A 21,455-nucleotide genomic window follows, 5' to 3' on the forward strand; every position below is an offset into this window, starting at 1 on the left:
ATGGCGGGACCCGTCCTGGAAATGCGCTCGATCGTCAAGACCTTTCCCGGTGTCACAGCGCTGTCGGACGTCACGCTGACCGTCCGCCAGGGCGAGGTCCACGCCATCTGCGGGGAGAACGGCGCCGGCAAGTCGACCCTGATGAAGGTCCTCTCCGGCGTTCACCCGCACGGGAGTTACGAGGGCGAGATCCTCTTCGAGGGGGAGCCCTGCGCCTTCGGTGACATCCGGGCCAGCGAGCAACGCGGCATCGTGATCATCCACCAGGAGCTGGCGCTGTCGCCGTACCTCTCCCTGGCGGAGAACATCTTCCTCGGCAACGAACACGCCAGGGGCGGGTTCATCAACTGGCGTCAGACCCTGCGGCACGCCACCGAGCTGCTGCGCCGGGTCGGTCTCGACGACCACCCCGAGACCCGCGTCACCGACATCGGCGTGGGCAAGCAGCAGCTCGTGGAGATCGCGAAGGCCCTGTCGAAGAAGGTGAAGCTGCTCATCCTGGACGAGCCCACCGCGGCGCTGAACGACGAGGACAGCGGCAAACTCCTGGATCTCATCCTGGAGTTGAAGAACCAGGGCATCACCTCGATCATCATCTCCCACAAGCTCAACGAGATCCGCAAGGTCGCCGACTCGGTGACGATCATCCGGGACGGCCGGTCGATCGAGACCCTGGACGTCAGGGACGCGGGGACGACCGAGGACCGGATCATCAGCGGCATGGTGGGCCGCGACCTCGACCACCGCTTCCCCGAGCGCACCCCGCACGAGGCGCAGGAGGGCGCGGCCCCGGCGCTGGAGATCCGCAACTGGACCGTCCACCACCCCATCGACCAGCAGCGCAAGGTCGTGGACGACGTGTCGCTCAGCGTCCGCCGGGGCGAGATCGTCGGCATCGCGGGCCTGATGGGCGCCGGCCGCACCGAGCTCGCCATGAGCGTCTTCGGCCGTACCTACGGCCGTTACGCGGGCGGTACGGTCCTCAAGGACGGCGTCGAGATCCGTACGAAGTCCGTCGCCGAGGCGGTGGACCACGGCATCGCGTACGTCACCGAGGACCGCAAGCACTACGGCCTCAACCTCATCGACACCATCAACCGCAACATCTCGCTGACCGCGCTGAAGAAGGTCGCCAGGCGGGGTGTGGTGGACGAGCAGGCGGAGCGGCAGGTCTCCGAGGGCTTCCGGAAGTCGATGAACATCAAGGCGCCGACGGTCTTCGAGCCGGTGGGCAGGCTGTCCGGCGGCAACCAGCAGAAGGTCGTCCTCAGTAAGTGGATCTTCGCCGAGCCCGATGTGCTGATCCTGGACGAACCCACCCGCGGCATCGACGTGGGCGCCAAGTACGAGATCTACACGGTCATCGACCAGCTGGCCGCCCAGGGCAAGGCGGTCGTCTTCATCTCCTCCGAACTGCCGGAACTGCTCGGCATGTGCGACCGCATCTACACGATGGCCGCCGGGCGGCTGACCGGTGAGGTGCCGCGGGCCGAGGCCACGCAGGAAGTGCTGATGCGCCGGATGACGAAGGACCGGGCCCCGGCAGACGCGACAGACGACGCAAAGGACGAAGAGGTAACGCGATGAGCACGGACGTCACCGACAAGACCCCGGCGGCCGCGCCGCCGGGCAAGGGCGGACCGGCCGCCGGCGAGGGTCTGTTGCAGCTGGTGCTGGGCGGCCTGCGCCGCAACATGCGCCAGTACGGCATGCTGATCGCGCTCGGTCTGATCGTCGTCCTCTTCCAGATCTGGACCGGCGGCGACCTGCTGCTGCCGCGCAACGTCTCCAACCTGGTGCTGCAGAACAGCTACATCCTGATCCTCGCGATCGGCATGATGCTGGTGATCATCGCCGGGCACATCGACCTGTCGGTCGGCTCGATCACGGCGTTCGTGGGCGCGTTCGCGGCCGTGCTGACCGTCCAGCACCATCTGGCCTGGCCCGTCGCGCTGGTGCTGTGCCTGCTGGTGGGCGCGGTGGCGGGCGCCGTACAGGGCTTCCTGATCGCGTACTTCGGCATACCGTCGTTCATCGTCACGCTCGCCGGAATGCTGCTCTTCCGCGGTCTGACCGAGATCCTCCTCAAGGGGCAGACCCTCGGCCCGTTCCCGAACGGGCTGCAGAAGATCGGCAACGGCTTCCTGCCCGAGGTCGGCCCGAACACCAACTACCACAACCTCACCCTGCTCCTCGGCATCGTCCTGATCGCCGCCGTGGTGTGGCAGGAGGTACGCGACCGGCGCCGCCAACAGGAGTTCTCGCTCGACGTCGTACCGCGCAACCTCTTCCTGCTCAAGCTCGTCGCGCTGGTCGCCGCGATCCTCGCCCTGACGATGCTGCTCGCCAGCTACGACGGCGCCCCGATCGTGCTGATCATCCTCGGTGTCCTGGTGGGCGGCTACGGCTACGTCATGCGCAACTCGGTCTTCGGCCGCCACATCTACGCCATCGGCGGTAACCTGCCGGCGGCCAAGCTGTCGGGCGTCAAGGACCGGCGCATCACCTTCCAGGTGTTCCTGAACATGGGCGTGCTCGCGGCCCTGGCGGGTCTGGTGGTCGCCGCCCGGCTGAACGCGGCCTCGCCGAAGGCGGGCGACGGCTTCGAACTGGAGGCCATCGCCTCCTCGTTCATCGGCGGCGCCTCCATGAGCGGCGGTGTCGGCACCGTCCTCGGCGCCATCATCGGCGGTCTCGTCCTCGGCGTGCTGAACAACGGCATGAACCTCCTCAGCGTCGGCACCGACTGGCAGCAGGTCATCAAGGGCCTGGCCCTGTTGGCGGCGGTCGGGTTCGACGTGTGGAACAAGCGCAAGTCCGGTTCGTGAGGGTCCATACATGAGGGTCCAGACAAGGGAGCCGTACCCATGGAACTGAACAGACGCACGGTCATCGCGGGCGCCGCGGCGGCGGGCATGGCCGCCACCGCCCTCGGCACGACGACATCAGCCGCTGCCGCGGCGGGCGCACGGGCCGCATCCGGAAGGAAGCCGGTGAAGGAGTACTTCGGCACCCTCGCCGACGGCACGAAGGTGTACCGCTGGTCGCTGGAGAACGGCGGCACGCGGCTGAAGGTCCTCTCCTACGGCGGCATCATCCAGTCCCTGGAGATCCCGGACCGCCACGGCCGGTACGCGAACGTCTCGCTCGGCTACGACAACCTCGACGCCTACGTGAAGGGCACCACCTTCTTCGGCGCCACCATCGGCCGCTACGGCAACCGCATCGCCAAGGGGCAGTTCACGCTCGACGGCAAGAAGTACCAGCTGTCCGTGAACGACGGCGTGAACAGCCTGCACGGCGGGGCCAAGGGCTTCAACACCAAGGTGTGGGACATCGAGCCCTTCACCGACGGCTCCGACGTCGGCCTGCACCTGTACTACACGAGCGTCGACGGCGAGATGGGCTACCCCGGCACGCTGCGGACGAAGGTCACCTTCACCCTCACCCGGCACGGCGACTGGCGCATCGACTACGAGGCCACCACCGACAGGCCGACGGTCGTGAACCTCACCAACCACACGTACTACAACCTCGCGGGCGAGGGCAGCGGCAGCATCTACGACCACGAACTCCGGCTCGCGGCGGGCCGGTTCACCCCGACCGACTCGGGCCTGATCCCCACCGGCGAACTGGCGAAGGTCAAGGGCACCCCCTTCGACTTCACCCGCCCCAAGCCGATCGGCCGGGACATCCGCACCGGGCATCCGCAGCTGGTCACCGCCAAGGGCTACGACCACAACTTCGTGCTCGACAAGGGCGTCACCGCCCGCCCCGAACACGTGGTGACCCTGCGCGACCCCGGCTCCGGCCGCACCCTGAAGATCTTCACCGACCAGCCTGGCGTGCAGTTCTACTCGGGCAACTTCCTCGACGGCACCCTGGTCGGCCCCTCCGGGCACACCTACCGACAGGGCGACGGACTGGCCCTGGAGACCCAGCACTTCCCGGACTCCCCGAACGAGCCGGCGTTCCCGTCCACGGTGCTGCGCCCCGGCCGGACCTACCGGACGACGACCATCCACACGTTCTCCGCGTGAACCGGCTCACACCACCGGTGAGTTGAACGCCACTGCCGTCCCTTCCGTACTCATGAGCGGCCCGTGCTCCCCCGCACGGGCCGCCTTGAACGGAGGTCCTCTTGTCCGGCAACGTCACCTCGCTGTTCCGCGGCACCGCCGCGCACAGCCCGTCGATGGCGGCGCTGACACGGGAGGGCGGCGACGGGACGGGCCCGGTGGACTTCTGCGTCCCGTGCAACCCGTACTTCCCCACTCCGGCCATGTTCGACGAGCTGTCGGCCCGGCTGCGCGAGATCGTGACGTACTACCCGAGCGGCGCCGACACCATCACGGGGGAGCTGTGCGCACTGCTCCAACTGCCGCCGCAGTGCGTGGCGATGGGCAACGGCTCGACGGAACTGATCACCTGGATCGACCACCTCCTGGTCCGTGAGTCCCTGGCGGTCCCGGTCCCCACCTTCGGCCGCTGGACCGACCAGCCGATGGAGACCGGCAAGCGGGTCGACATGTTCCCGCTCCAGGAAGCGGCCGGTTTCGCCCTGGACCTCGCGCAGTACGCGGAATTCATCCGCGCCCGGGGCACCCGGGTCGCCGTGATCTGCAACCCGAACAACCCCGACGGCGGCTACACCCGCAAGCAGTCCCTGGTGCAGTTCCTGGACGCCATGGCCGACCTGGACCTGATCGTGGTCGACGAGTCCTTCCTGGAGTTCGCGGACGCCGAGACCGAGCCCAGCCTCGTCCAGGAGGCCATGCTCCGTCACAACGTGATCGTCCTGCGCAGCCTCGGCAAGAACTTCGGCCTGCACGGCGTCCGCTTCGGCTACCTGGTGGCGAACCCGGCGCTCGCGGGCAGGGTCCGCTCGATGCTCCCGAGGTGGAACCTCAACTCCCTCGCGGAACACCTGGTGTTCATGCTGCGCGACCACGGTACGGAGTACGCGCAGAGCCTGGTCCAGGTCCGCCGGGACCGCCTCGAAATGGCCAGCCACCTCTCCGCGCTGCCCGGCCTGACCGTCTTCCCCTCGCAGGGCAACTTCCTCTTCGTCCGGCTGCCCCTGGGCGCCGAGGGCACGGTGGTCCGGGACCGGATGCTCACCGAGCACCGGATCCTGGTCCGCGACTGCGGCAACAAGATCGGATCCTCCAGCCGCTTCCTGAGACTCGTGGTGCGCCCCCAGGTCGACGTGCGTCGCCTGGTGTCCGGCCTGGAACAGGTGCTCTACGGGACCAGGAGGGGAGCCGCCGTACCCGAGCTGGGCGCTGGGACCAGCTACAGCTCGGGTACGGCGGCCGTCGACCGGCTGATGAGCGAGACCAACGGAGGCGGCGTGCCCGGCCTGGCCGCGCAGGCCCAGGCCATGGCCGCCGCTCCCGCTCCGGCCGCCGGCACCGGCATGCCGCTCCCCGCCGCCGTACCCCCACCCGGCGCCGGGATGCCGATGCCGGCGGCGCCCCAGCAGCTCCCCGCGCCGCTTCCCCCGGCGCCTCAGCCGGCCCCCGTACCGGCGGTGGCACAGCCCGCCCCCGCCCAGCAGCCGATGGTGCCCGTGCAGCAGCCGGTGGCCCCGGTGCCGATCCCCCCGCCCGTGCCGCCGCAGGTACCCGTACCGCCACCCGCACCTCTCCCGGCCCCCACCCCCATGCCGGCTCCCGTGCCCGTCCCGGCCCCCGCTGCCGCCTTCGCGCCCACCCCGCCCGGTGTTCCGGCGCGCGGCGGGCTGACGGCGGCCCAGGTGCGCGGCATGACGGCACCGGCCACCCCGGCGGCGCCCGCACCGGCCGCCCCGAACGGGCTGACCCCGGCCCCGGCGACGGGCTGGCCGAACGCCCAGAGCTGGCCGAACGCGGCGGGCATGGGTTAGGCGGGCTGAGCACGAAGTACACTGCTTGGCAAGGTGGTTGGGGAAGCGGTGTCCCGGGGGACTCACACGGTTGGCCCACACGAGGTGAAACTTCCTCCGAAGCCAGCCAGGGTGAGTCTCATGAACGGTATATCGGCGTTTCGCCGACACAGGACCATTGCCCGAATACTCGCGGTCGGCGCCATGGGCGTCGCGCTCGCGACCACCGCGGCCACGCCCTCCTCAGCCCTGGCCGCGACGGCCACCACGGTCAAGTCCCGTCCCGTCGACCACGACCACGACCACGGCCGCGACCACGATCACGGCGACCACGACGACGGGGACTGGGACGGGCCGGACTGCGTCGGCCTCATCAACCTGCTCTGCTGACCGACCGACGGCTCCGGTTCACCAGGTCGATGCCCAGCTTCGGGGTACCTCTGTCAGCACAGGGGTACCCCCGCTGTTCAGCAGTTCTCACAGGCGTGCAGATCGACCTCGGCCCGCACGGTCTTGCCGAACGGCTCCCGGTCGACCACCTCCCACCGGTCGGCGAACGCCTCCACCAGCAGCAGACCGCGCCCCGCCTCGGCGAACAGCCCGGGCTCACCCTTCGGCCCCAGGGGACGCCGCTCACCCCTCGCGTCACTCACCTCGACGCGGACGCTCCCCGTCACCAACGCCAGCCGCAACTCGAAGTCCCGCCCCGGTACGCGACCGTGCGTCACGGCGTTGGCGGCCAGCTCGGCGACGATCAGCGCCACGGATTCCGCTGTCCGCGTGCCGTACGGGATACCCCACAGGGCGAGCTGAGAGAGGGTGAGATGCCTGGCCAGGCGGGCGCCGCGAGGGGTCGAGCTCAGGCGATGGGTGACGTTCATGGGCCCAATGTGGCGGGCGGGAAACTTAGTTCACCAGCTCCGGCCCGCGTACGCTGCGCAAGCGTACGCGATCACGGACTGGACAGTACTGGTGACGTAACGTGACCATGTGTGGCATGGGTACGGGATACGGCGGTGAGCCGGAGTCGTCGGACAGCTTGCGAACGTTCGGTGCGGTCGTAAAAGCCCTCCGGGAGCATCACGGACTGAGCAGGGAGGAACTCGGGGACCTGGTGGGCTACTCCAAACACACGGTCGCATCGATCGAGCTGGGGAGGCGGATGCCGGACCCGGACTTCGTCGAGGCGGCGGAGGTGGCGGTGGGGAACACCGGGGCACTGAGGAGGGCAGCAGAGCACCTGGAGCGAGAAAAGGGCCTGGCCTCTTGGTTCCGGCGATGGGCGGGTCTGGAGCAGACCGCAATCAGCCTTTGCAACTACGAGTGCCGCATGATGCCAGGCTTGTTGCAGACGGAAGGGTACGCACGACAGCTGTTTGCCGACGAGCTTCCACCGCTGAACGACGAGCAGATCGCGGCCAGTTGGGCCGCTCGCGCCCAGCGGCAACTTCTGCTGCACGAACGCCCCAACACCGCGTTCAGCTTCATCATCGAGGAGCACGCCTTCTTGAGGCAGACCGGTGGAGCGGAAGTCACGCGCCAGCTCATCGACCACGTGCTGGATACTGTGCGACTCCGGAACGTCCAGATCCAAGTCATGCCGCTCATCCAGCAGTCACACGCCGGGCTGCACGGGCCCATCGCGTTACTCGAGACCCCGAAGCACAAGTGGTTCGCGTACAGCGAGGGGCAGGAAAGCGGTCAGTTCATCTCCGACCTGAAGGTGATCAGCGTTCTCCAGAGCCGGTATGCCACTATGCGTTCGCAGGCTCTCACCGTCCGGGACTCCGTGAGCCTGCTGCAACGGATTCGAGGGGAACTATGAGCAACACCTCCGAACTGGCCTGGTTCAAGAGCAGTTACAGCAGTGGCTCGGGCGACAACTGCATAGAGGTCGCCGCCTCCCCCACCACCATCCACGTCCGGGACTCCAAGGCGAAGGAGGGCCCGGTGCTCGGACTCTCCCCCGCCGCCTGGTCGGTGTTCGTCACGTTCGCCGGTGAGTGACCGTCAGGACCTTCAGGGCCACCAGGGGGTGGAACAGCACGGCCGGTGAGGACACCATGTTCACCACCCGTACGAACCTCGCCCACACGGCGGCGTCCTTCACCGCCACGTGGAAGAGACGCGTGTTGTACCAGTGGGCGAAGCGCGCGGTGAGGGGCCGGCCGGCCGGGGTCCACATCAGGTCCGAGTTGGTGGACAGCGTCCACGGGCCCAGCAGCACGCGGCCCAGCTTCTTCTGGAAGCCGCGGGCGAGACCGTCCAGCCGCCCGGACGCGCTGTGCCGCCTCAGCATGCGCTGGAGCAGTTCCGCCTCCATGGCGGCGACCGTCAGGCCCTGGCCGTAGACGGGGTTGAAGACGCAGACGGCGTCGCCGACGGCGATGAGGCGCTCGGGCCAGTCCTTCACCGCGTGGTAGGACCGCCACTGGTTGTCGGCGTTGGTGTAGCGGTAGGTGGGCTCCTGGGCGGTGCGTCGGCCGATGTGTTCGGCCAGGTGCGGGTTCTCCAGGGTCTCGGCGAAGGCCAGGTAGCCCTTGTCGTCGGTCGGCGGCTGGTCCTGGAACCCGAAGAGGGAGCAGGTCCAGCGGTCGCGCTCGACGGCGAGCATGACCCCGGCCCGGGACACGCCGGGAGCGAAGAGCATCTGGTAGGCGACGTAGAAGTCCGGGTGGCCGGGGTCGCTCTCCCGCGGCCGGTCGAAGTTCATCGACGTGTAGGTGATCTTCGCCTTCACGGTCCGTTTCGGCGGCACGGTGGTGCCCGTCGCGCCCAGCCAGTCCGTGAGGGAGCTGGAGCGTCCGGAGGCGTCGACGACCAGGTCGGCGGCCAGTTCGCGGGGATCGGCGTCCTGCGGGTCACAGATGATGCCGGTGGCCCGGCCCGAGGCGTCGCGGATCAGGCCCGTGCACCGGGTGGACGGCATCAGGGTGACCTGGGGAAGCGCGAGCACCTTGCGGCGCAGGCGGCGCTCCAGTTCGTCGCGGGTGAAGGTCTGGATGCGCACGCCCGTGCGGTGGCGTGGGGCCAGGCCGACGGGGAGCAGGAAGTCGATGCCCTCGCCGTAGTCGAAGACCGGCGCTCCCGCCGCTGTCAGCTCCTCGCGCAGGCCCGGGAAGAGGCGCTCCAGGATCTGGCCGCCCCTGGCCAGCAGCGCGTGCGCGTGGTGGCCCTGCGGGGCGCCCGGGTGGACGCCGGTGTCCTCGTCGACGGCGTCCCGTTCCACGAGGACGACCTCGCCGAAGAAGTCGGCCAGCACGCGGGCGGTCACCAGTCCCGCGTAGCTGCCGCCGATGACGACGGCCTTGCCCCAGGGGCGATCTGTTGTCATGTCGTCTCCCATCCACCCATGTCAACGGCGCCGCGGAGGGCTCGGCACGGGGGCTCGGGAAGCTCCCGGGGAGCGCGTGCAGGCCCACGACGACGCGTCCGTGGGCCTGCACGCCGTACGGTCGGATCCGGCACCGTGCCGGGTGACCGGCGGGGCGGGCCGCCGCCTACGAGCTCGGGCACTCCTTCCACGCCATGTGGTACGTCGTGCTGATGTTGCCGTCCGTCGAGTCCATGGTCATGAAGCTGACCTTGTCGGGATTCTGGGTGCCGGCGTTGACTCTGAGCTCGGTGTTGATGTTGAAGTTGCGTTCCACCCCGCAGGGCGCCCAGACCAGTTGGGCCACGTCGGTGCTGTCGGTGGCCTCCCAGTTGTCGTCGAAGGAGCCGTTGAAGGGGTGGGTCTTGGGGACGGTGTCCGGGGAGCCCTGGAAGTAGTACGAGGCCTTCTGGGTCGCCGACGCGCCGGGCTGGAGGGAGAGGAAGCCCCGGTAGTCCGCGCTGGCGATGGCGTACGTGAAGCCCTGCGGGACGTGGACGATCAGGTCGAGCTGGCAGTTTCTGCGGAAGGCCGTGGGGTCGGAGTTGCCGCCGGCCTGGGCCAGGTAGGAGCTGTAGGTCACCGTGAAGGCGGTGTTGTCCGGCGAGACGGCGACCGCCGCCGTGCCGGCCGGGCAGCCGGAGCCGTTGACGGTCGCCACGTCGATGACGATCTTGTCCGGGGGCGGGTTGTCGAAGACACCCGAGGCGGACGCCCGGGTGGGCAGTGCGGCGGTGAGCAGAGCGGCTACGGCGCCGCTCAGGAGGAGTCCACGAGCCATGGTTCTCTCCCATGTCGTCGAGTGGGGGGTGTACCTCCGACCCGCCCCTGTCGCTCGTCCGGCCTTGCACAGACTGTTCAGGGCATGTCAAGGGCGGGAGGCGTGAGCATCGTAGGGAGGCCACGTCCCGCCCCGGCAGGGCGAACTCCGGCCATTCACACCCGGGATTTTCACTGCCCCCGAAGGCCCCTACGGGTTCTCCCAGGCCGCCGGCTCCGCCGCCAGCGCACGGACCGGCTCGGGCAGCGCGTCCGCCGCGAGGTCGGCCACCGTCACGCCCTCCAGGATGCGGCGGACATTGGCCCGCAGGGCGATCCACAGGGGCAGCAGCGGCCGGGCCGTGCCCGTGTAGGACAGGCCCGTCGGACGTTCACCGCGCACCGAGACGATCGGGCCGTCCACACCCCGGACCACGTCGGCCACCGTGATCGCCGCGGCGTCCTTCGCGAGCCGGTAGCCGCCGCCTCCGCCGCGCCTGCTCTCCACGATCCCGGCCCGGCGCAGATCGCCGAGGATGCCTTCGAGGAACTTGTGCGGGATGTCCTGAACGGCGGCGATTTCCTCTGCCTTCACGGGGCCGTTACCCTGCCGTACGGCCAGTTCCAGCACCGCCCGTACCGCGTAATCCGCCCGTGCCGAGATCCTCATGGGTCCATTGTGCGGCGTCGCGCGTGGCGAACGGCCGCGCCCGCGCCCCGTAAGATCGCCGCCCGGGAGGATCCACCTTGGCGCTCAGCAGACGTACCCTCAGTGCCCTGGCCGGCTCGACCGCCCTCGGGCTCGCCCTCGGCGGCAGCGGCAGCTCCGGCGCGCTCTCGGCCTTCGCGGCGCGCGGCGACAGTGTGCCGACGGGCCCGGCGCCGCTGCCGCCGACCGTCGACCACGCACAGCACACGATCGGCTACGACCGGTACTCGCTGCTCGTGGACGGCAGCCGGCTGGTGGTCTGGTCCGGGGAGTTCCATCCCTTCCGGCTGCCGAGTCCGTCGCTGTGGCGGGACGTCCTCCAGAAGATGCGGGCGCACGGGTACAACGCCGTCAGCATCTACGTCGCCTGGAACTACCACTCCCCCGCCCCCGGGCACTACGACTTCACCGGCGTCCGCGACCTCGACCTCTTCCTGCGCACGGCCGCCGAGACCGGGCTGTACGTCATCCTGCGGCCGGGCCCGTACATCAACGCCGAGGTCGACGGCGGCGGCTTCCCGGGCTGGCTGACGGCGACGAAGGGCACCGCGCGGACCGACGACCCGACCTACCTCGCCTTCGCGGACGAGTGGCTGACGCAGGTCAACAGGATCGCCCGCAAGCACCTGTACACCCAGGGCAAGGGCACGGTCCTGCTGTACCAGATCGAGAACGAGTACGACGCCCACGCCGGGGACGCCACCGGCCGGCGGTACATGTCGCACCTCTACAAGAAGGTGCGGGCCGACGGCATCGACGTACCGCTGTTCCACAACGACAAGGGGCGCAACGGGTACTGGGTGCCCGGGTCCTTCGACACCGGCGGCGAGACGGGCGGCTGGCTGTACGGCTTCGACGGCTATCCGTCGCCGTCGAGCACCCCGCCGGACTGGGGGACCTTCGGGCCGGGCGGCGCGAAGGGCGGGGCCAGTGCCTCGCCGGCCACGCCCGGGTTCGTGCCCGAGTTCGGCGGCGGCTGGTTCGACCCGTGGGGCGGGGCCTGGTTCGACGGCAAGGGGTACGCCGAGTCGCGGCGCACCCGGGACGCGGCCTACGAGCGCCGGTTCTACCTCACCAACCTCGCCAACGGGCTCACGCTCCACAACGTGTACATGACCTTCGGCGGGACCTCGTGGGGCTGGCTGCCCGCGCCCGTCGTCTACACGTCGTACGACTACGGCGCGGCGATCGACGAGGCCCGGGGCGTCACGGACAAGATCGCGCCGATGCACCAGCTCGGCCATCTCTTCCAGCGCGTACCGGACTTCGCCAAGCTCGACCGGGCGGCCGAGGTCAGGGCCGCGGGGCTGAAGGTCTACCACCTGGCCAACCCGGACACCGGCGCCCATGTCTACGTCGCCCGCAACGACGGCACGGCCCCGGTCACCTCCTATCTGCCCACCGACGCGGGCTCGCTGCGCATCACCGTGCCCGGCAAGGACGCCCGGCTGCTGACGACCGGGCTGAAGCTCGGCGAGCGGACGCTCAAGTACGCGACCGCCCAGCCGGTCTTCTGCGTGACGGCCGGGCGGCAGGACATCGCCCTGTTCACCGGGCGCACGAACGACATGGCCGACCTGGTGCTGACGTGCCCGGAGGAGCCGTCCGTGATGCGGCTGGACCCGGAGGCCGCCTGGGTCTTCGACGACGACACCGAGCTGCGGGTGACCTCGCCGCTCGGCGAGGGCGGGCTGACCCGCGTCCTGGTGCAGAAGGGCGGCAGCGACACCCCGCTGGTGCTGCTCTTCGGCGACGACGCCACCTCCGTGCGCCTCTTCCCGTACGACACCCCGTCCGGGACCGTGGTGGTCTACGGTCCGACGCTGCTGCGCCACGCCGAGGTGCGCGGCCGGTCCGTCCGTCTGACCGGTGACCTCACCGAGACGACGGCCATGGAGGTCTGGGCGCCGCGCGGCGTCGACACCGTGGTGTGGAACGGGCGCACCCTGTCCACCCGGGTGACCCTGTCCGGCAGCCTGATGACCAGCGCCATGCTGCCCGCCGTGCCCGAGGTGCGGCTGCCCGAGCTGGGCGGCTGGCGGATGCGGCGGGAGAACCCGGAGGCGGGGCCCGGCTTCGACGACTCGGGCTGGCAGCGCGCCGACCGTACGACGTCCTTCTCCACCACGCCCGTCCCCGACGGCGGGCCGGTGCTCTTCGCGGACGACTACGGCTTCCACTACGGGGACGTCTGGTACCGGGGCACCTTCACCGACTCCTCCGGCCTGGAGGAGCTGTCCCTCGCCTACGGCAGCGGCACCCAGGGGCTGCTGATGGCCTGGCTGGACGGCGACCCGCTGGGCACGCACCGGCTGCCCGTGCCCGACAAGAACACCACGGCCCGCAAGGGGAGTTGGACGGCGACGGCGGCCTTCCCGGTACGCGAGGCGCTGCGTTCGCCGGGGCGGCATGTGCTGTCGGTGCTCGTCCGGCGTATGCAGCACGACATGGACGGCGGTGCGCGGGACACCCACAAGGCCGCCCGCGGGCTGACGGCGGTCGCCTTCAAGGGGGTCTCGCCGAAGGTGAGCTGGCGCATCCAGGGCGAGGCGGCCCCGGACCCGGTGCGCGGGCCGATGAACAACGGCGGCCTGTACGGCGAACGCTCCGGCTGGCATCTGCCGGACTTCCGGGAGGACCGCGACTGGGAGCCGGTGACCTTCCCGCGCGACGTCCGGTACCAGGGCGTGACCTGGTACCGGACGGACTTCCGGCTCTCGGTTCCGGCCGACATCGACGCGTCGGTCGGCCTGACCCTTCAGGACGACCCGTACCGGGCCTACCGGGCGCAGATCTTCCTCAACGGCTGGAACCTGGGGCAGTACATCAACAACGTCGGCCCCCAGCACACCTTCGTGCTGCCGAACGGCGTCCTGCGCACCCGGGGCTCGAACACCCTCGCGCTGGCGGTCCTCTCGGAGTTCACCACGCTGTCGGGCCCCGGGTCCGTACGCCTGAGCCTGCTCGGCAGCGCATCGGGCGGACTGCCGGTCACGCCAGTCTGATCACGTTCCAGGACAGGGGTTCCAGTACGGCGGTGAGGGTGCCGTCCGCGACGGCGGTGCCCTCGACCGGGTGCGGGGCGACCCGCCCGGGGTCGTCGAGGGTGTTGCGGGCGTCGGGGTCGGCGTCCGCGAGGGCGCTGTGCTCGGTGACGGTCGTCAACTCCAGCCCGTTCAGGGCGACTTCGAGGGGCAGGGCGGCCGTGCGGTCGCGGTTCACGGCGAAGACGGTGACCGTGCCGTCGGCCGCGCGGACCGCCGTGGCGTGCAGCAGGTCCGTCTCGCCGTACTTCTTCGTCTCGTACGTCGGCGAGTCCACGCGGACGTCCAGCACCTCGCCCCGGCCGTACGCCGACGCCTGCGCGAAGGGGAAGAACGTGGTCTGCCGCCAGGCCGGGCCGCCCGGCTCGGTCATGATCGGCGCGATCACGTTGACCAGCTGGGCCAGGCAGGCGACGGTGACGCGGTCGGCGTGCCGGAGCAGCGCGATGAGGAGCGAGCCGAAGACGACGGCGTCGGTGACGCTGTAGTTGTCCTCCAGCAGGCGGGGCGCCTCGGGCCAGTCGGACGGGGCGATCGTCCGCGCGTGCTCCTCCCAGCGGGAGAGGTACCAGACGTTCCACTCGTCGAAGGAGAGGTTGATCCTCTTCCTGGACTTGAGCCGGGCGCCGACGTGGTCGGCCGTGGCCACCACGTTCTCGATGAAGGACTCCATGTCGACGGCCGAGGCCAGGAAGGAGTCGACGTCGCCGTCCGTGGGCTCGTAGTAGGCGTGCAGCGAGATGTGGTCGACCAGGTCGTAGGTCTCCGCCAGGACGGTCGCCTCCCACTCGGCGAAGGTCGGCATGGACTGGCTGGAGGAACCGCAGGCGACCAGTTCGACGGAGGGGTCCTGCTGGCGCATGGCGCGGGCGGTCTCGGCGGCGAGCCGGCCGTATTCGTGCGCCGTCTTGTGCCCGGTCTGCCAGGGCCCGTCCATCTCGTTGCCGAGGCACCACAGCCGGATGCCGAAGGGCTCCTTGTCGCCGTGGGCCGCGCGCAGGTCGGACAGGGCGGTGCCGGCGGGGTGGTTGGCGTACTCCTGGAGCTCCAGGGCCTCGGCGACGCCCCTCGTCCCGAGGTTCACGGCCATCATGGGCTCGGCCTGCGGGCCGACCTTCCTGAGGAACGCCATGTACTCCGACAGGCCGAAGCGGTTCGTCTCGGTGGAGTGCCAGGCGAGGTCGAGGCGGCGGGGACGCTCTTCGGCGGGGCCGACGGAGTCCTCCCACTTGTAGCCGGAGACGAAGTTGCCGCCGGGGTAGCGGATCGCCGTCACGCCGAGTTCGCGGACCAGTTCCAGTACGTCGGTGCGCAGTCCGGCCTCGTCCGCCGCGGGGTGGTCCGGCTCGTAGACGCCCGTGTAGACGCAGCGGCCGAGGTGTTCCACGAAGGACCCGAAGACACGGGCGTTGACCTGACCGACGGTGAAGGCGGGGTCGAGGGTGAAGCGGGCGGTGCTCGTGCTCGTGCTCATGGGGTCCTTTCCGGATGTTCGAGATATCGGTAGATGCCCGTAACTTCGAACGGGACCGTAGATTCGAAGCGCTACCGCGTCAATGGGTCGGACACAGGCTCGTCACTGGTTTCGCCTAGGACGGAGGTCGCCGGGATCTCGTGACGAGGACGCGCCCGGACGCGTACGCTCGGACCGGCAGAAGGGGGTTCGATGGGCATCGCGGGCGCGCGCGAGCTGTCGGCACGGCTGGCCGCACGACTGCGACACCCCAGACACGCCTCACGGCCGGGCTCGGCGCTGCGCGTGCTGGCCCGCGACCTCGCCGACGCCGTCCGCGCCCGGCCCGACGTGCCGGACGACGTACGGGGGTTGTGCCGGGCGCTGTGCGAGGAGATGAGCGTGCGGCGCGGCGGGCGGCCGGTGGAGCTGCGCTTCGAACGCTTCCCGGACGAGCTGGAAGTCACCGGACTGTGCGTGGAGTTCGCGGACTTCGACCTGGTGATCGTGGAGGAGCGGGCCGCACCGGTGCAGCAACTGGTGATCCTCGGCCACGAGTTGTGGCATCTGCACGCCGGGCACCGGCACCACCGTCTGGCGGGCGACGCGGCGGCGCGGGCCTTCGCGGAGGCGCCGGGCGGGCTGGCGGACGCGCTCACGGTGGCCGCGCGCAACGGCTCCCGGGCGGCCGACGAGGCCGAGGCGGACGACTTCGGGCACCGACTGGCCACCCTGTTCCGCGGCCGCCTCGGCGGCGACCGGCTCTCCGTCGCCCGCCCCGCCCGGCCGGACCCGCTCCAACGGGCCCTCGGCTACCGCGGACGCGAGCAAGTGAACCGAGCGTCCGGAGACGGAGGAGCCGCGCTGTGAGGGAACTGGCCCTGGACCCCGCGCGGTTCCTCAGCCAGTTCTACATCTCCTTCTGGATCCCCACGGCCGTGCTGACCGCCGCCCTGGCGCTCAAGCTGCCCACGATCATCCGGCTGTGGCGGGACCCGCTGCTGCGCGCGGTCGGCGGGCTGCTGCTGCTCGCCTGCGCGGTGTTCGTCTTCTGCACGCCGTCCACGATCCACCGCGTCAACCGGCTGACCGGGGTACCCAACTTCTCGGCACCCTGGTGCTATTCGCTCATCACCGCGATGTCCGCGTCGGGCCTGCTGCTGATCGTGACGTGGCGCAACGGCCTGTCCGGCCGCTCGGCGGCGACACGGCGGGCGGTGCGCTGGGTGGTCTCGGTGTACTCCGGGGTGATCGTCGCGCTGTGGGCGCTGTTCCTGCCGGCGGACGCGCCCGTGGAGCGGATACACGACCTCGACACCTACTACGCGGGCACGCCGTTCATGCGCGAGGAGATCCTGCTGTACCTCTGCGCGCACGCCACGGCCTGCCTGGTCGCCTCGCGGCTCATCTGGAACTGGGCGCACACCGAGGGACCGGACGCCTTCCTGCGCTGGGGCCTGAGGCTGCTGGGCGCCGGATACGGGCTCAACATCGTCTTCAACGGGGCCAAGCTGACCGCCGTCGGCGCGCGGTGGTCCGGGCACGACCTGGACTGGCTCAGCACGGACCTCGCGCCGCCGATCGCCTCGCTCTCCGCGATCCTGGTCGCGGCGGGCTTCATCCTCCCGCACGCGGGCCAGTACCTGTACGACCGCTGGCGCGTCCGGCTGGCCCACCGCGAACTGCGTCCGCTGTACCAGCTGATGCGCACGGTCAGCGGCGACTCCGTGCCCTTCGTCCTCCACTCCACCCCGGAGCTGCGCCTGACCCGTCGCGAGACCTTCGTCCGGGACGTCCTGCTCCCGCTGACCCGCTATCTCGACACCGACCTGGCGACACGCTCGTACGACGCCGCGCGCGCCCTCGGGCACCCCGCGGAGCGTGCCCGCGCGCTGGCGGCGGCCACCGCCGTCCTGGACGCGATCGAGCACAGGCGCCGTACGCCGCAGCCGCCCGACTCGGTGACCGGCCCCGACCCGACGAACCTGCTCGGCGACATCGCCCCGGTCTCCCGCGCCCTGCGCCGCCCCGAGGAGATCGAGGCGGTGCGGGCGCGGGCGCGCGAGCGGGTGCCGTCAGCCCGCGAACGCGGGTTGGGGCAGCCCCTTTCCGACGCCCGGGAGAATCAGCAGCGACCCCGCCAGTGGGTCCGGTGACTCCAGCCCGACCCGAGCCGTCGTGACGTACAGGTCGGTCAGCGCGGCGCCGCCGAACGCGCAGGCCGTCGTGCGCGGGGTCGGCAGGGTGACGACCCGGTCCAGCCTGCCGGCGGGCGTGTAGCGGCGGACCGCCCCGCCGTCCCACAGGGCCACCCACACACAGCCCTCCGCGTCGACCGTCAGGCCGTCCGGGAAACCCGCCCCCGCCTCGATCTCCACCAGCGGGCGGCGGTTCGCCACGCGCCCGCTGTCGTGGTCGAAGACGTCGACGCGGCGTGTCGGGGTGTCGGCGTAGTACATCAGGCGGCCGTCCGGGCTCCAGCCCGTGCCGTTGCTGACCGTGACGTCGGGCAGGACCGTCCGGGCCGTGCCGTCGCCCGTCAGCCGGCTCAGCGTGCCGCCCCCCGCCGCCTCGTCGTAGCGCATCGTGCCCGCCCACAGCGACCCGTCCGGCGCCACCGCGGCGTCGTTCGCGCGGCGCCCCGGCACCGGCTCGTGGTGCAGCCAGCGGAAGCCGCCGTCGGGGTCCAACAGGCCCACGCCGTCCCGGAGGTTGAGCACCAGGCCCCCGCCCGCCCGCGGCTTGGCCGCGCCGACGTGCTGCTCGGTCGTGCGCACCGTACGCCGCCCGGTCGCCGGGTCGTACGTGTGCAGGCGCATGCCCAGGATGTCCAGCCAGAGCAGCCGCCCGGTCGCCGGGTCCCAGGTCGGACCCTCGCCGAGGGTCGCCTCCGCGCGGACCGCGACCTCGGGCCCGCCCGCGCTCACTCGGCGTTCCGGTGGCCGAGCCGCTCGGACAGGTCCGCCGCGCCCTTCACGGCCAGCTGCTCCAGCTCGGTGCGGCGCTCCTCGCTCCAGCGGATCATCGGCACCGAGATGGACAGGGCGGCGACGACCTGGCCCGTGCGGTCGCGCACCGGCGCCGCCACACAGCTGACGTCCGGGTTGGACTCGCGGCTCTCCACCGCGATCCCCCGCTGCCGGATCTCCGCGAGGGCCTCGCGCAGCACCCCGGGATCGGTGATGCTGTTCGGCGTCATCGCGCTCAGCTCGGCGTCGTCCGGGATGCGTGCCGTGAGCTCCTGCTGCGGCAGCGAGGCCAGCAGCATCTTGCCGACGGAGGTGCAGTGGGCCGGGAGCCGGCGCCCCGCCGCCGAGACCATGCGCACCGCGTGCGTGGAGTCGACCTTGGCGATGTAGATGACGTCGGTGCCTTCCAGGATCGCCACGTGCACCGTCTCGTCGCAGGTCTCGGCGACCGTGCGGGCCACCTGCTGGCCCTCGGCGGCGAGGTCGAGCTGCTCGGCGTAGCGGCTGCCGAGCTGGTACGGGCGCACGCCGAGCCGGTAACGTCCGGGCTGTCCCGGAACGGGCACGATGTACGACCGGGCGGCGAGCGTGGTGACGAGCTCGTGCACGGTGGTGCGCGGCAGTTGCAGCTTGCGCACGATGTCGGGGGCGGAGAGTGTCCCGTCTCCGTCGAGGAACAGCTCAAGAATGTCGAGAGCCCGGGTCACGGCAGGCACGAGGCGTCCCACGTCCGGCCCCCTCCCTTGGGTCTAAGCGCCCGGTCGACGTCCCATGTGTTCGAGATATCAACAGGCGATCGGCATGACGAACACAGGCTAGTCACGGGGAGAGGTACGGGCAATGGGCGGGAGCACGCCGGGCACCATGAAGGGCATGGACGTCGACTTCCAGCTGGTCCTGCTGCGCCGCATGGCCGACCACAACCCCGGTCTGGTCGAGGACGCCCGGCGCCGGCTCGGCGCGTCGCTCGCGGACATGCGGGAGGCCAACAAGCGGTGGCAGGCCATGGTCCGCTCGCCCAGGTCGCGCGGTGCCGCCGCCCGGTACCGCTCCGTCCTCGGCGAGCCGGAGTCGGTGCTCCCCCGCCGCCTCGGCGACGCCGACTGCGAGGCCCGGCGCTGGTCCCTGCCCCTCTGGCCCGACCTGCGCTTCGAGGCACTGGTCGGGCCGGACGGGGCGGTGTGGAACGAGTGGCTGGTCCGCGCGCCCGGCGCGCCGCCGCCCGCACTGCGGACCCTGGACGACCTGACCCCCTGGTCCTGCACGGTGGACGAGGCCGCCCGCGCCTTCGCCCCGGCCCGCCCCCTGGAGGGCACGGCACCCAGCCGCTGGGGCCTCGCCTTCACCGCACCGGACCGGGAAGGCGTCCGGCACGAGGTGGTGGCCGAGTTCACCTGGGGGCTGCTCCAGCGGACGGCACTGCGCGACTGAGTCAGCCGCACCGGCTCAGTCGTCGAAGCCCGTCGCCCGGGTCCGCTTCTCCCAGGCCGTGACGTCGTCCCGTACCTGGTCGAGGTGGGCGAGGACCGCGCTCACTGCGTCGTCGCCGAGCGGCAGCCGCAGCGGGGTGTGCTCCGCCTCCAGCGCGGCGCGGATGAGGGCCGCCGCCCTGGCGGGGTCGCCGGGCTGGCTGCCGTGGCCGCCGGCGACGGCACCGCGGGTCTCGCCGACCCTGGCGTACGCCCCGGTGTCGGAGCTGACCCCGGCCCGGTCGGCCTCGAACAGCGAGGTACGGAACGCGCCCGGCTCCACGATCAGCACCTTGATCCCGAACTCGGCGACCTCGTCCGCGAGCGCCTCGGAGATGCCCTCCAGCGCGAACTTCGTCCCGCTGTACGCGCCGAAGCCCGCGAAGGACAGCTGCCCGCCCATGCTGCTCATCTGCACGATCGCCCCCGAGCGCCGCTCCCGCATGTGCGGCAGCACCGCCCGCACGAGCGCCGTCGGACCGAAGACATGCAGGTCGAACAGGTCCCGCAGCTCCTGCTCGGTGGTCTCCTCGACGGCGCCGACATGCGTGCGGCCCGCGTTGTTGACCAGCACGTCGATCCGCCCGTGCCGGCCCAGCACGTCCCGGACCGCCGCCTCGATCGCGGCCGTGTCGGTCACGTCCAGGCGGAGGGCCTCCACCTGGTCGGGACGAGCGGCCACCAGGTCGTCCAGGGCCTCGGGGCGCCGTACCGCGCCGACCACCACATCGCCGGCGGCGACGGCGGCCTCGGTGACCGCCCGCCCGAACCCGCTGCTCGCCCCGGTCACCAGCCACACCTTGTTCATCACAACTCCCGATCGCACGTGCCGTGTTCGGCCTCGACACGGACAACACTGCCGCCGGACACCGTTGCCCGTCCAAGACCCGTGGTGATAACCAACGGCTATGACGATCGACGTCCACGTCCGCGATCTGCGCTACTTCGTCGCGGTCGCCGAGGAACTGCACTTCACACGCGCCGCCGAGCGGCTGTACGTCTCACAGCCCGCGCTGAGCAAGCAGATCCGGGCGCTGGAGCGGCAGTTGGGGGCGGAGCTGCTGCGGCGCGACCGGCACGGGGTGGCGCTGACGGCGGCGGGCGCGGCGCTGCTGCCGCACGCGCGGAACGTGCTGTCCGCCTGGCAGGCGGGCGCGGCGGCCGTCGAGGCGACCGAGGCGGCCCGGCGCAGCACGCTCGTGGTGGGCATGAGCACCAGTCCGGGCCGGGGCGGGCTGCTGCCGGCCGTGCGCTCCCGGTTCACCGCCGAACACCCCGAGGTCACGCTCCGGCTGCGCCAGCTGACCTGGGACGATCCGACGGCCGGCCTGGCCGACGGCGGGTCGGACGTCGCCTTCGTATGGCTGCCGCTGCCGGACGAGGAGCGCTACGACTGGACGCTGGTCGCCGAGGAACCGCGCCTGCTGGCCCTGCCGGAGAGCCACCCGCTGGCCGCACACGCCGAGCTGGACTTCGCGGACCTCCTGGACGAGCCGTTCCTCGCCCTGCCCGAGAGCGCGGGCCCGCTGCGCGACCACTGGCTCGCCCTCCACGCCCGCGCCGGCCGGCCGCCCCTGATCGGCGCGGAGATCTCCGGGGCGGAGGAGACGTACGAGGCGCTCGTCGCGGGCCTCGGCATCTGCCTGGTGGCCGCGGGCAACGCGCCCCTGATCACCCTGGGCGGCGTCACCACCCGCCCGGTCCACGGCATCAGCCCCAGCCGCTACGTACTGGCCTGGCGCCACGAGGACGCGCACCGCCCGCTGATCGGGGCGTACGCGCGGGCATGCCGCAGCACGGTCGGGCGGTGAGC

Annotated in this window: 20 protein-coding genes; 12 read left to right on the forward strand and 8 right to left on the reverse strand. The window is 71.1% G+C overall.

The window, feature by feature from the left end; all coding sequences use genetic code 11:
* The 5 genes from mmsA to BIV25_RS02475 all read left to right on the forward strand — a co-directional run bounded on the left by mmsA (position 1) and on the right by BIV25_RS02475 (position 6,256).
* The gene (mmsA, locus tag BIV25_RS02455) at positions 1-1,587 is read left to right on the forward strand and encodes a multiple monosaccharide ABC transporter ATP-binding protein (protein WP_071370408.1); all 1,587 of its coding nucleotides are present in this window, start codon (positions 1-3) and stop codon (positions 1,585-1,587) included.
* On the forward strand, positions 1,584-2,828 hold the full coding sequence (gene mmsB, locus BIV25_RS02460; protein WP_071370409.1) for a multiple monosaccharide ABC transporter permease: 1,245 nt from the start codon (positions 1,584-1,586) through the stop codon (positions 2,826-2,828). Before mmsA ends, mmsB begins: the two co-directional genes overlap by 4 nt.
* A 39-nt stretch (positions 2,829-2,867) precedes the next feature.
* Entirely contained in the window at positions 2,868-4,040 is a 1,173-nt protein-coding gene (locus tag BIV25_RS02465) for an aldose epimerase family protein (RefSeq protein WP_071370410.1), read from the forward strand.
* Positions 4,041-4,141: 101 nt separating this feature from the next.
* Positions 4,142-5,887 (forward strand): histidinol-phosphate transaminase, encoded by a 1,746-nt coding sequence (locus BIV25_RS02470; protein ID WP_071370411.1) that lies wholly within the window; start codon positions 4,142-4,144, stop codon positions 5,885-5,887.
* Between the two features lie 120 nt (positions 5,888-6,007).
* Positions 6,008-6,256, forward strand: a complete 249-nt coding sequence (locus tag BIV25_RS02475; protein WP_143076569.1) for a hypothetical protein — start codon at positions 6,008-6,010, stop codon at positions 6,254-6,256.
* A 77-nt stretch (positions 6,257-6,333) separates the two neighbouring features.
* On the opposite strand, the gene BIV25_RS02480 is transcribed toward BIV25_RS02475, so the two are convergent.
* The gene (locus BIV25_RS02480; RefSeq protein ID WP_071370413.1) at positions 6,334-6,747 is read right to left on the reverse strand and encodes an ATP-binding protein; all 414 of its coding nucleotides are present in this window, start codon (positions 6,745-6,747) and stop codon (positions 6,334-6,336) included.
* 107 nt (positions 6,748-6,854) lie between these two features.
* On the opposite strand from BIV25_RS02480, the gene BIV25_RS02485 reads away from it, so the two are divergent.
* Both BIV25_RS02485 and BIV25_RS02490 read left to right on the forward strand, forming a co-directional pair.
* Positions 6,855-7,691 (forward strand): helix-turn-helix transcriptional regulator, encoded by an 837-nt coding sequence (locus BIV25_RS02485; RefSeq protein ID WP_071370623.1) that lies wholly within the window; start codon positions 6,855-6,857, stop codon positions 7,689-7,691.
* On the forward strand, positions 7,688-7,873 hold the full coding sequence (locus BIV25_RS02490; protein ID WP_071370414.1) for a DUF397 domain-containing protein: 186 nt from the start codon (positions 7,688-7,690) through the stop codon (positions 7,871-7,873). The genes BIV25_RS02485 and BIV25_RS02490 overlap by 4 nt, the downstream gene beginning before the upstream one ends.
* Here the strand turns inward: BIV25_RS02490 and BIV25_RS02495 are convergent.
* The 3 genes from BIV25_RS02495 to BIV25_RS02505 form a co-directional block, all read right to left on the reverse strand.
* On the reverse strand, positions 7,854-9,200 hold the full coding sequence (locus tag BIV25_RS02495) for an NAD(P)/FAD-dependent oxidoreductase (RefSeq protein WP_071370415.1): 1,347 nt from the start codon (positions 9,198-9,200) through the stop codon (positions 7,854-7,856). The genes BIV25_RS02490 and BIV25_RS02495 overlap by 20 nt on opposite strands.
* Positions 9,201-9,366: 166 nt before the next feature.
* The gene (locus BIV25_RS02500) at positions 9,367-10,020 is read right to left on the reverse strand and encodes a DUF4360 domain-containing protein (RefSeq protein ID WP_071370416.1); all 654 of its coding nucleotides are present in this window, start codon (positions 10,018-10,020) and stop codon (positions 9,367-9,369) included.
* A gap of 189 nt (positions 10,021-10,209) precedes the next feature.
* Positions 10,210-10,668 carry an Rrf2 family transcriptional regulator gene (locus BIV25_RS02505; RefSeq protein WP_071370417.1) on the reverse strand — a complete coding sequence of 153 codons (459 nt, stop codon included), beginning with the start codon at positions 10,666-10,668 and terminating at the stop codon, positions 10,210-10,212.
* Positions 10,669-10,745: 77 nt separating this feature from the next.
* Here BIV25_RS02505 and BIV25_RS02510 point away from each other — a divergent pair, with 77 nt between their 5' ends.
* Positions 10,746-13,712 (forward strand): beta-galactosidase, encoded by a 2,967-nt coding sequence (locus BIV25_RS02510; RefSeq protein ID WP_071370418.1) that lies wholly within the window; start codon positions 10,746-10,748, stop codon positions 13,710-13,712.
* Here BIV25_RS02510 and BIV25_RS02515 read toward each other — a convergent pair.
* Positions 13,699-15,225, reverse strand: coding sequence for an alpha-N-arabinofuranosidase (locus tag BIV25_RS02515; RefSeq protein ID WP_071370419.1), 1,527 nt, complete (start codon positions 15,223-15,225; stop codon positions 13,699-13,701). The genes BIV25_RS02510 and BIV25_RS02515 overlap by 14 nt on opposite strands.
* Positions 15,226-15,417: 192 nt before the next feature.
* On the opposite strand from BIV25_RS02515, the gene BIV25_RS02520 reads away from it, so the two are divergent.
* Complete coding sequence (locus tag BIV25_RS02520) at positions 15,418-16,074, forward strand: toxin-antitoxin system, toxin component family protein (RefSeq protein ID WP_177235133.1); 657 nt, start codon at positions 15,418-15,420, stop codon at positions 16,072-16,074.
* Positions 16,071-17,360: an MAB_1171c family putative transporter gene (locus BIV25_RS02525; protein ID WP_256255531.1), complete on the forward strand. Its 1,290-nt coding sequence runs from the start codon at positions 16,071-16,073 to the stop codon at positions 17,358-17,360. Before BIV25_RS02520 ends, BIV25_RS02525 begins: the two co-directional genes overlap by 4 nt.
* Here the strand turns inward: BIV25_RS02525 and BIV25_RS02530 are convergent.
* Positions 17,280-18,131, reverse strand: a complete 852-nt coding sequence (locus tag BIV25_RS02530; RefSeq protein ID WP_071370420.1) for an SMP-30/gluconolactonase/LRE family protein — start codon at positions 18,129-18,131, stop codon at positions 17,280-17,282. The genes BIV25_RS02525 and BIV25_RS02530 overlap by 81 nt on opposite strands.
* Entirely contained in the window at positions 18,128-18,901 is a 774-nt protein-coding gene (locus tag BIV25_RS02535) for an IclR family transcriptional regulator (protein WP_071370421.1), read from the reverse strand. Before BIV25_RS02535 ends, BIV25_RS02530 begins: the two co-directional genes overlap by 4 nt.
* A 112-nt stretch (positions 18,902-19,013) precedes the next feature.
* Between BIV25_RS02535 and BIV25_RS02540 the strand changes: the two genes are divergently transcribed.
* Positions 19,014-19,604 (forward strand): hypothetical protein, encoded by a 591-nt coding sequence (locus tag BIV25_RS02540; RefSeq protein WP_071370422.1) that lies wholly within the window; start codon positions 19,014-19,016, stop codon positions 19,602-19,604.
* Positions 19,605-19,619: 15 nt separating this feature from the next.
* On the opposite strand, the gene BIV25_RS02545 is transcribed toward BIV25_RS02540, so the two are convergent.
* On the reverse strand, positions 19,620-20,450 hold the full coding sequence (locus tag BIV25_RS02545) for an oxidoreductase (RefSeq protein ID WP_071370423.1): 831 nt from the start codon (positions 20,448-20,450) through the stop codon (positions 19,620-19,622).
* Between the two features lie 100 nt (positions 20,451-20,550).
* Here BIV25_RS02545 and BIV25_RS02550 point away from each other — a divergent pair, with 100 nt between their 5' ends.
* Positions 20,551-21,453 (forward strand): LysR family transcriptional regulator, encoded by a 903-nt coding sequence (locus BIV25_RS02550; protein ID WP_071370424.1) that lies wholly within the window; start codon positions 20,551-20,553, stop codon positions 21,451-21,453.
* Positions 21,454-21,455: the final 2 nt, after the last annotated feature.

Source organism: Streptomyces sp. MUSC 14 (assembly GCF_001866675.1).
In the GTDB taxonomy this organism is placed as follows: Bacteria; Actinomycetota; Actinomycetes; order Streptomycetales; family Streptomycetaceae; genus Streptomyces.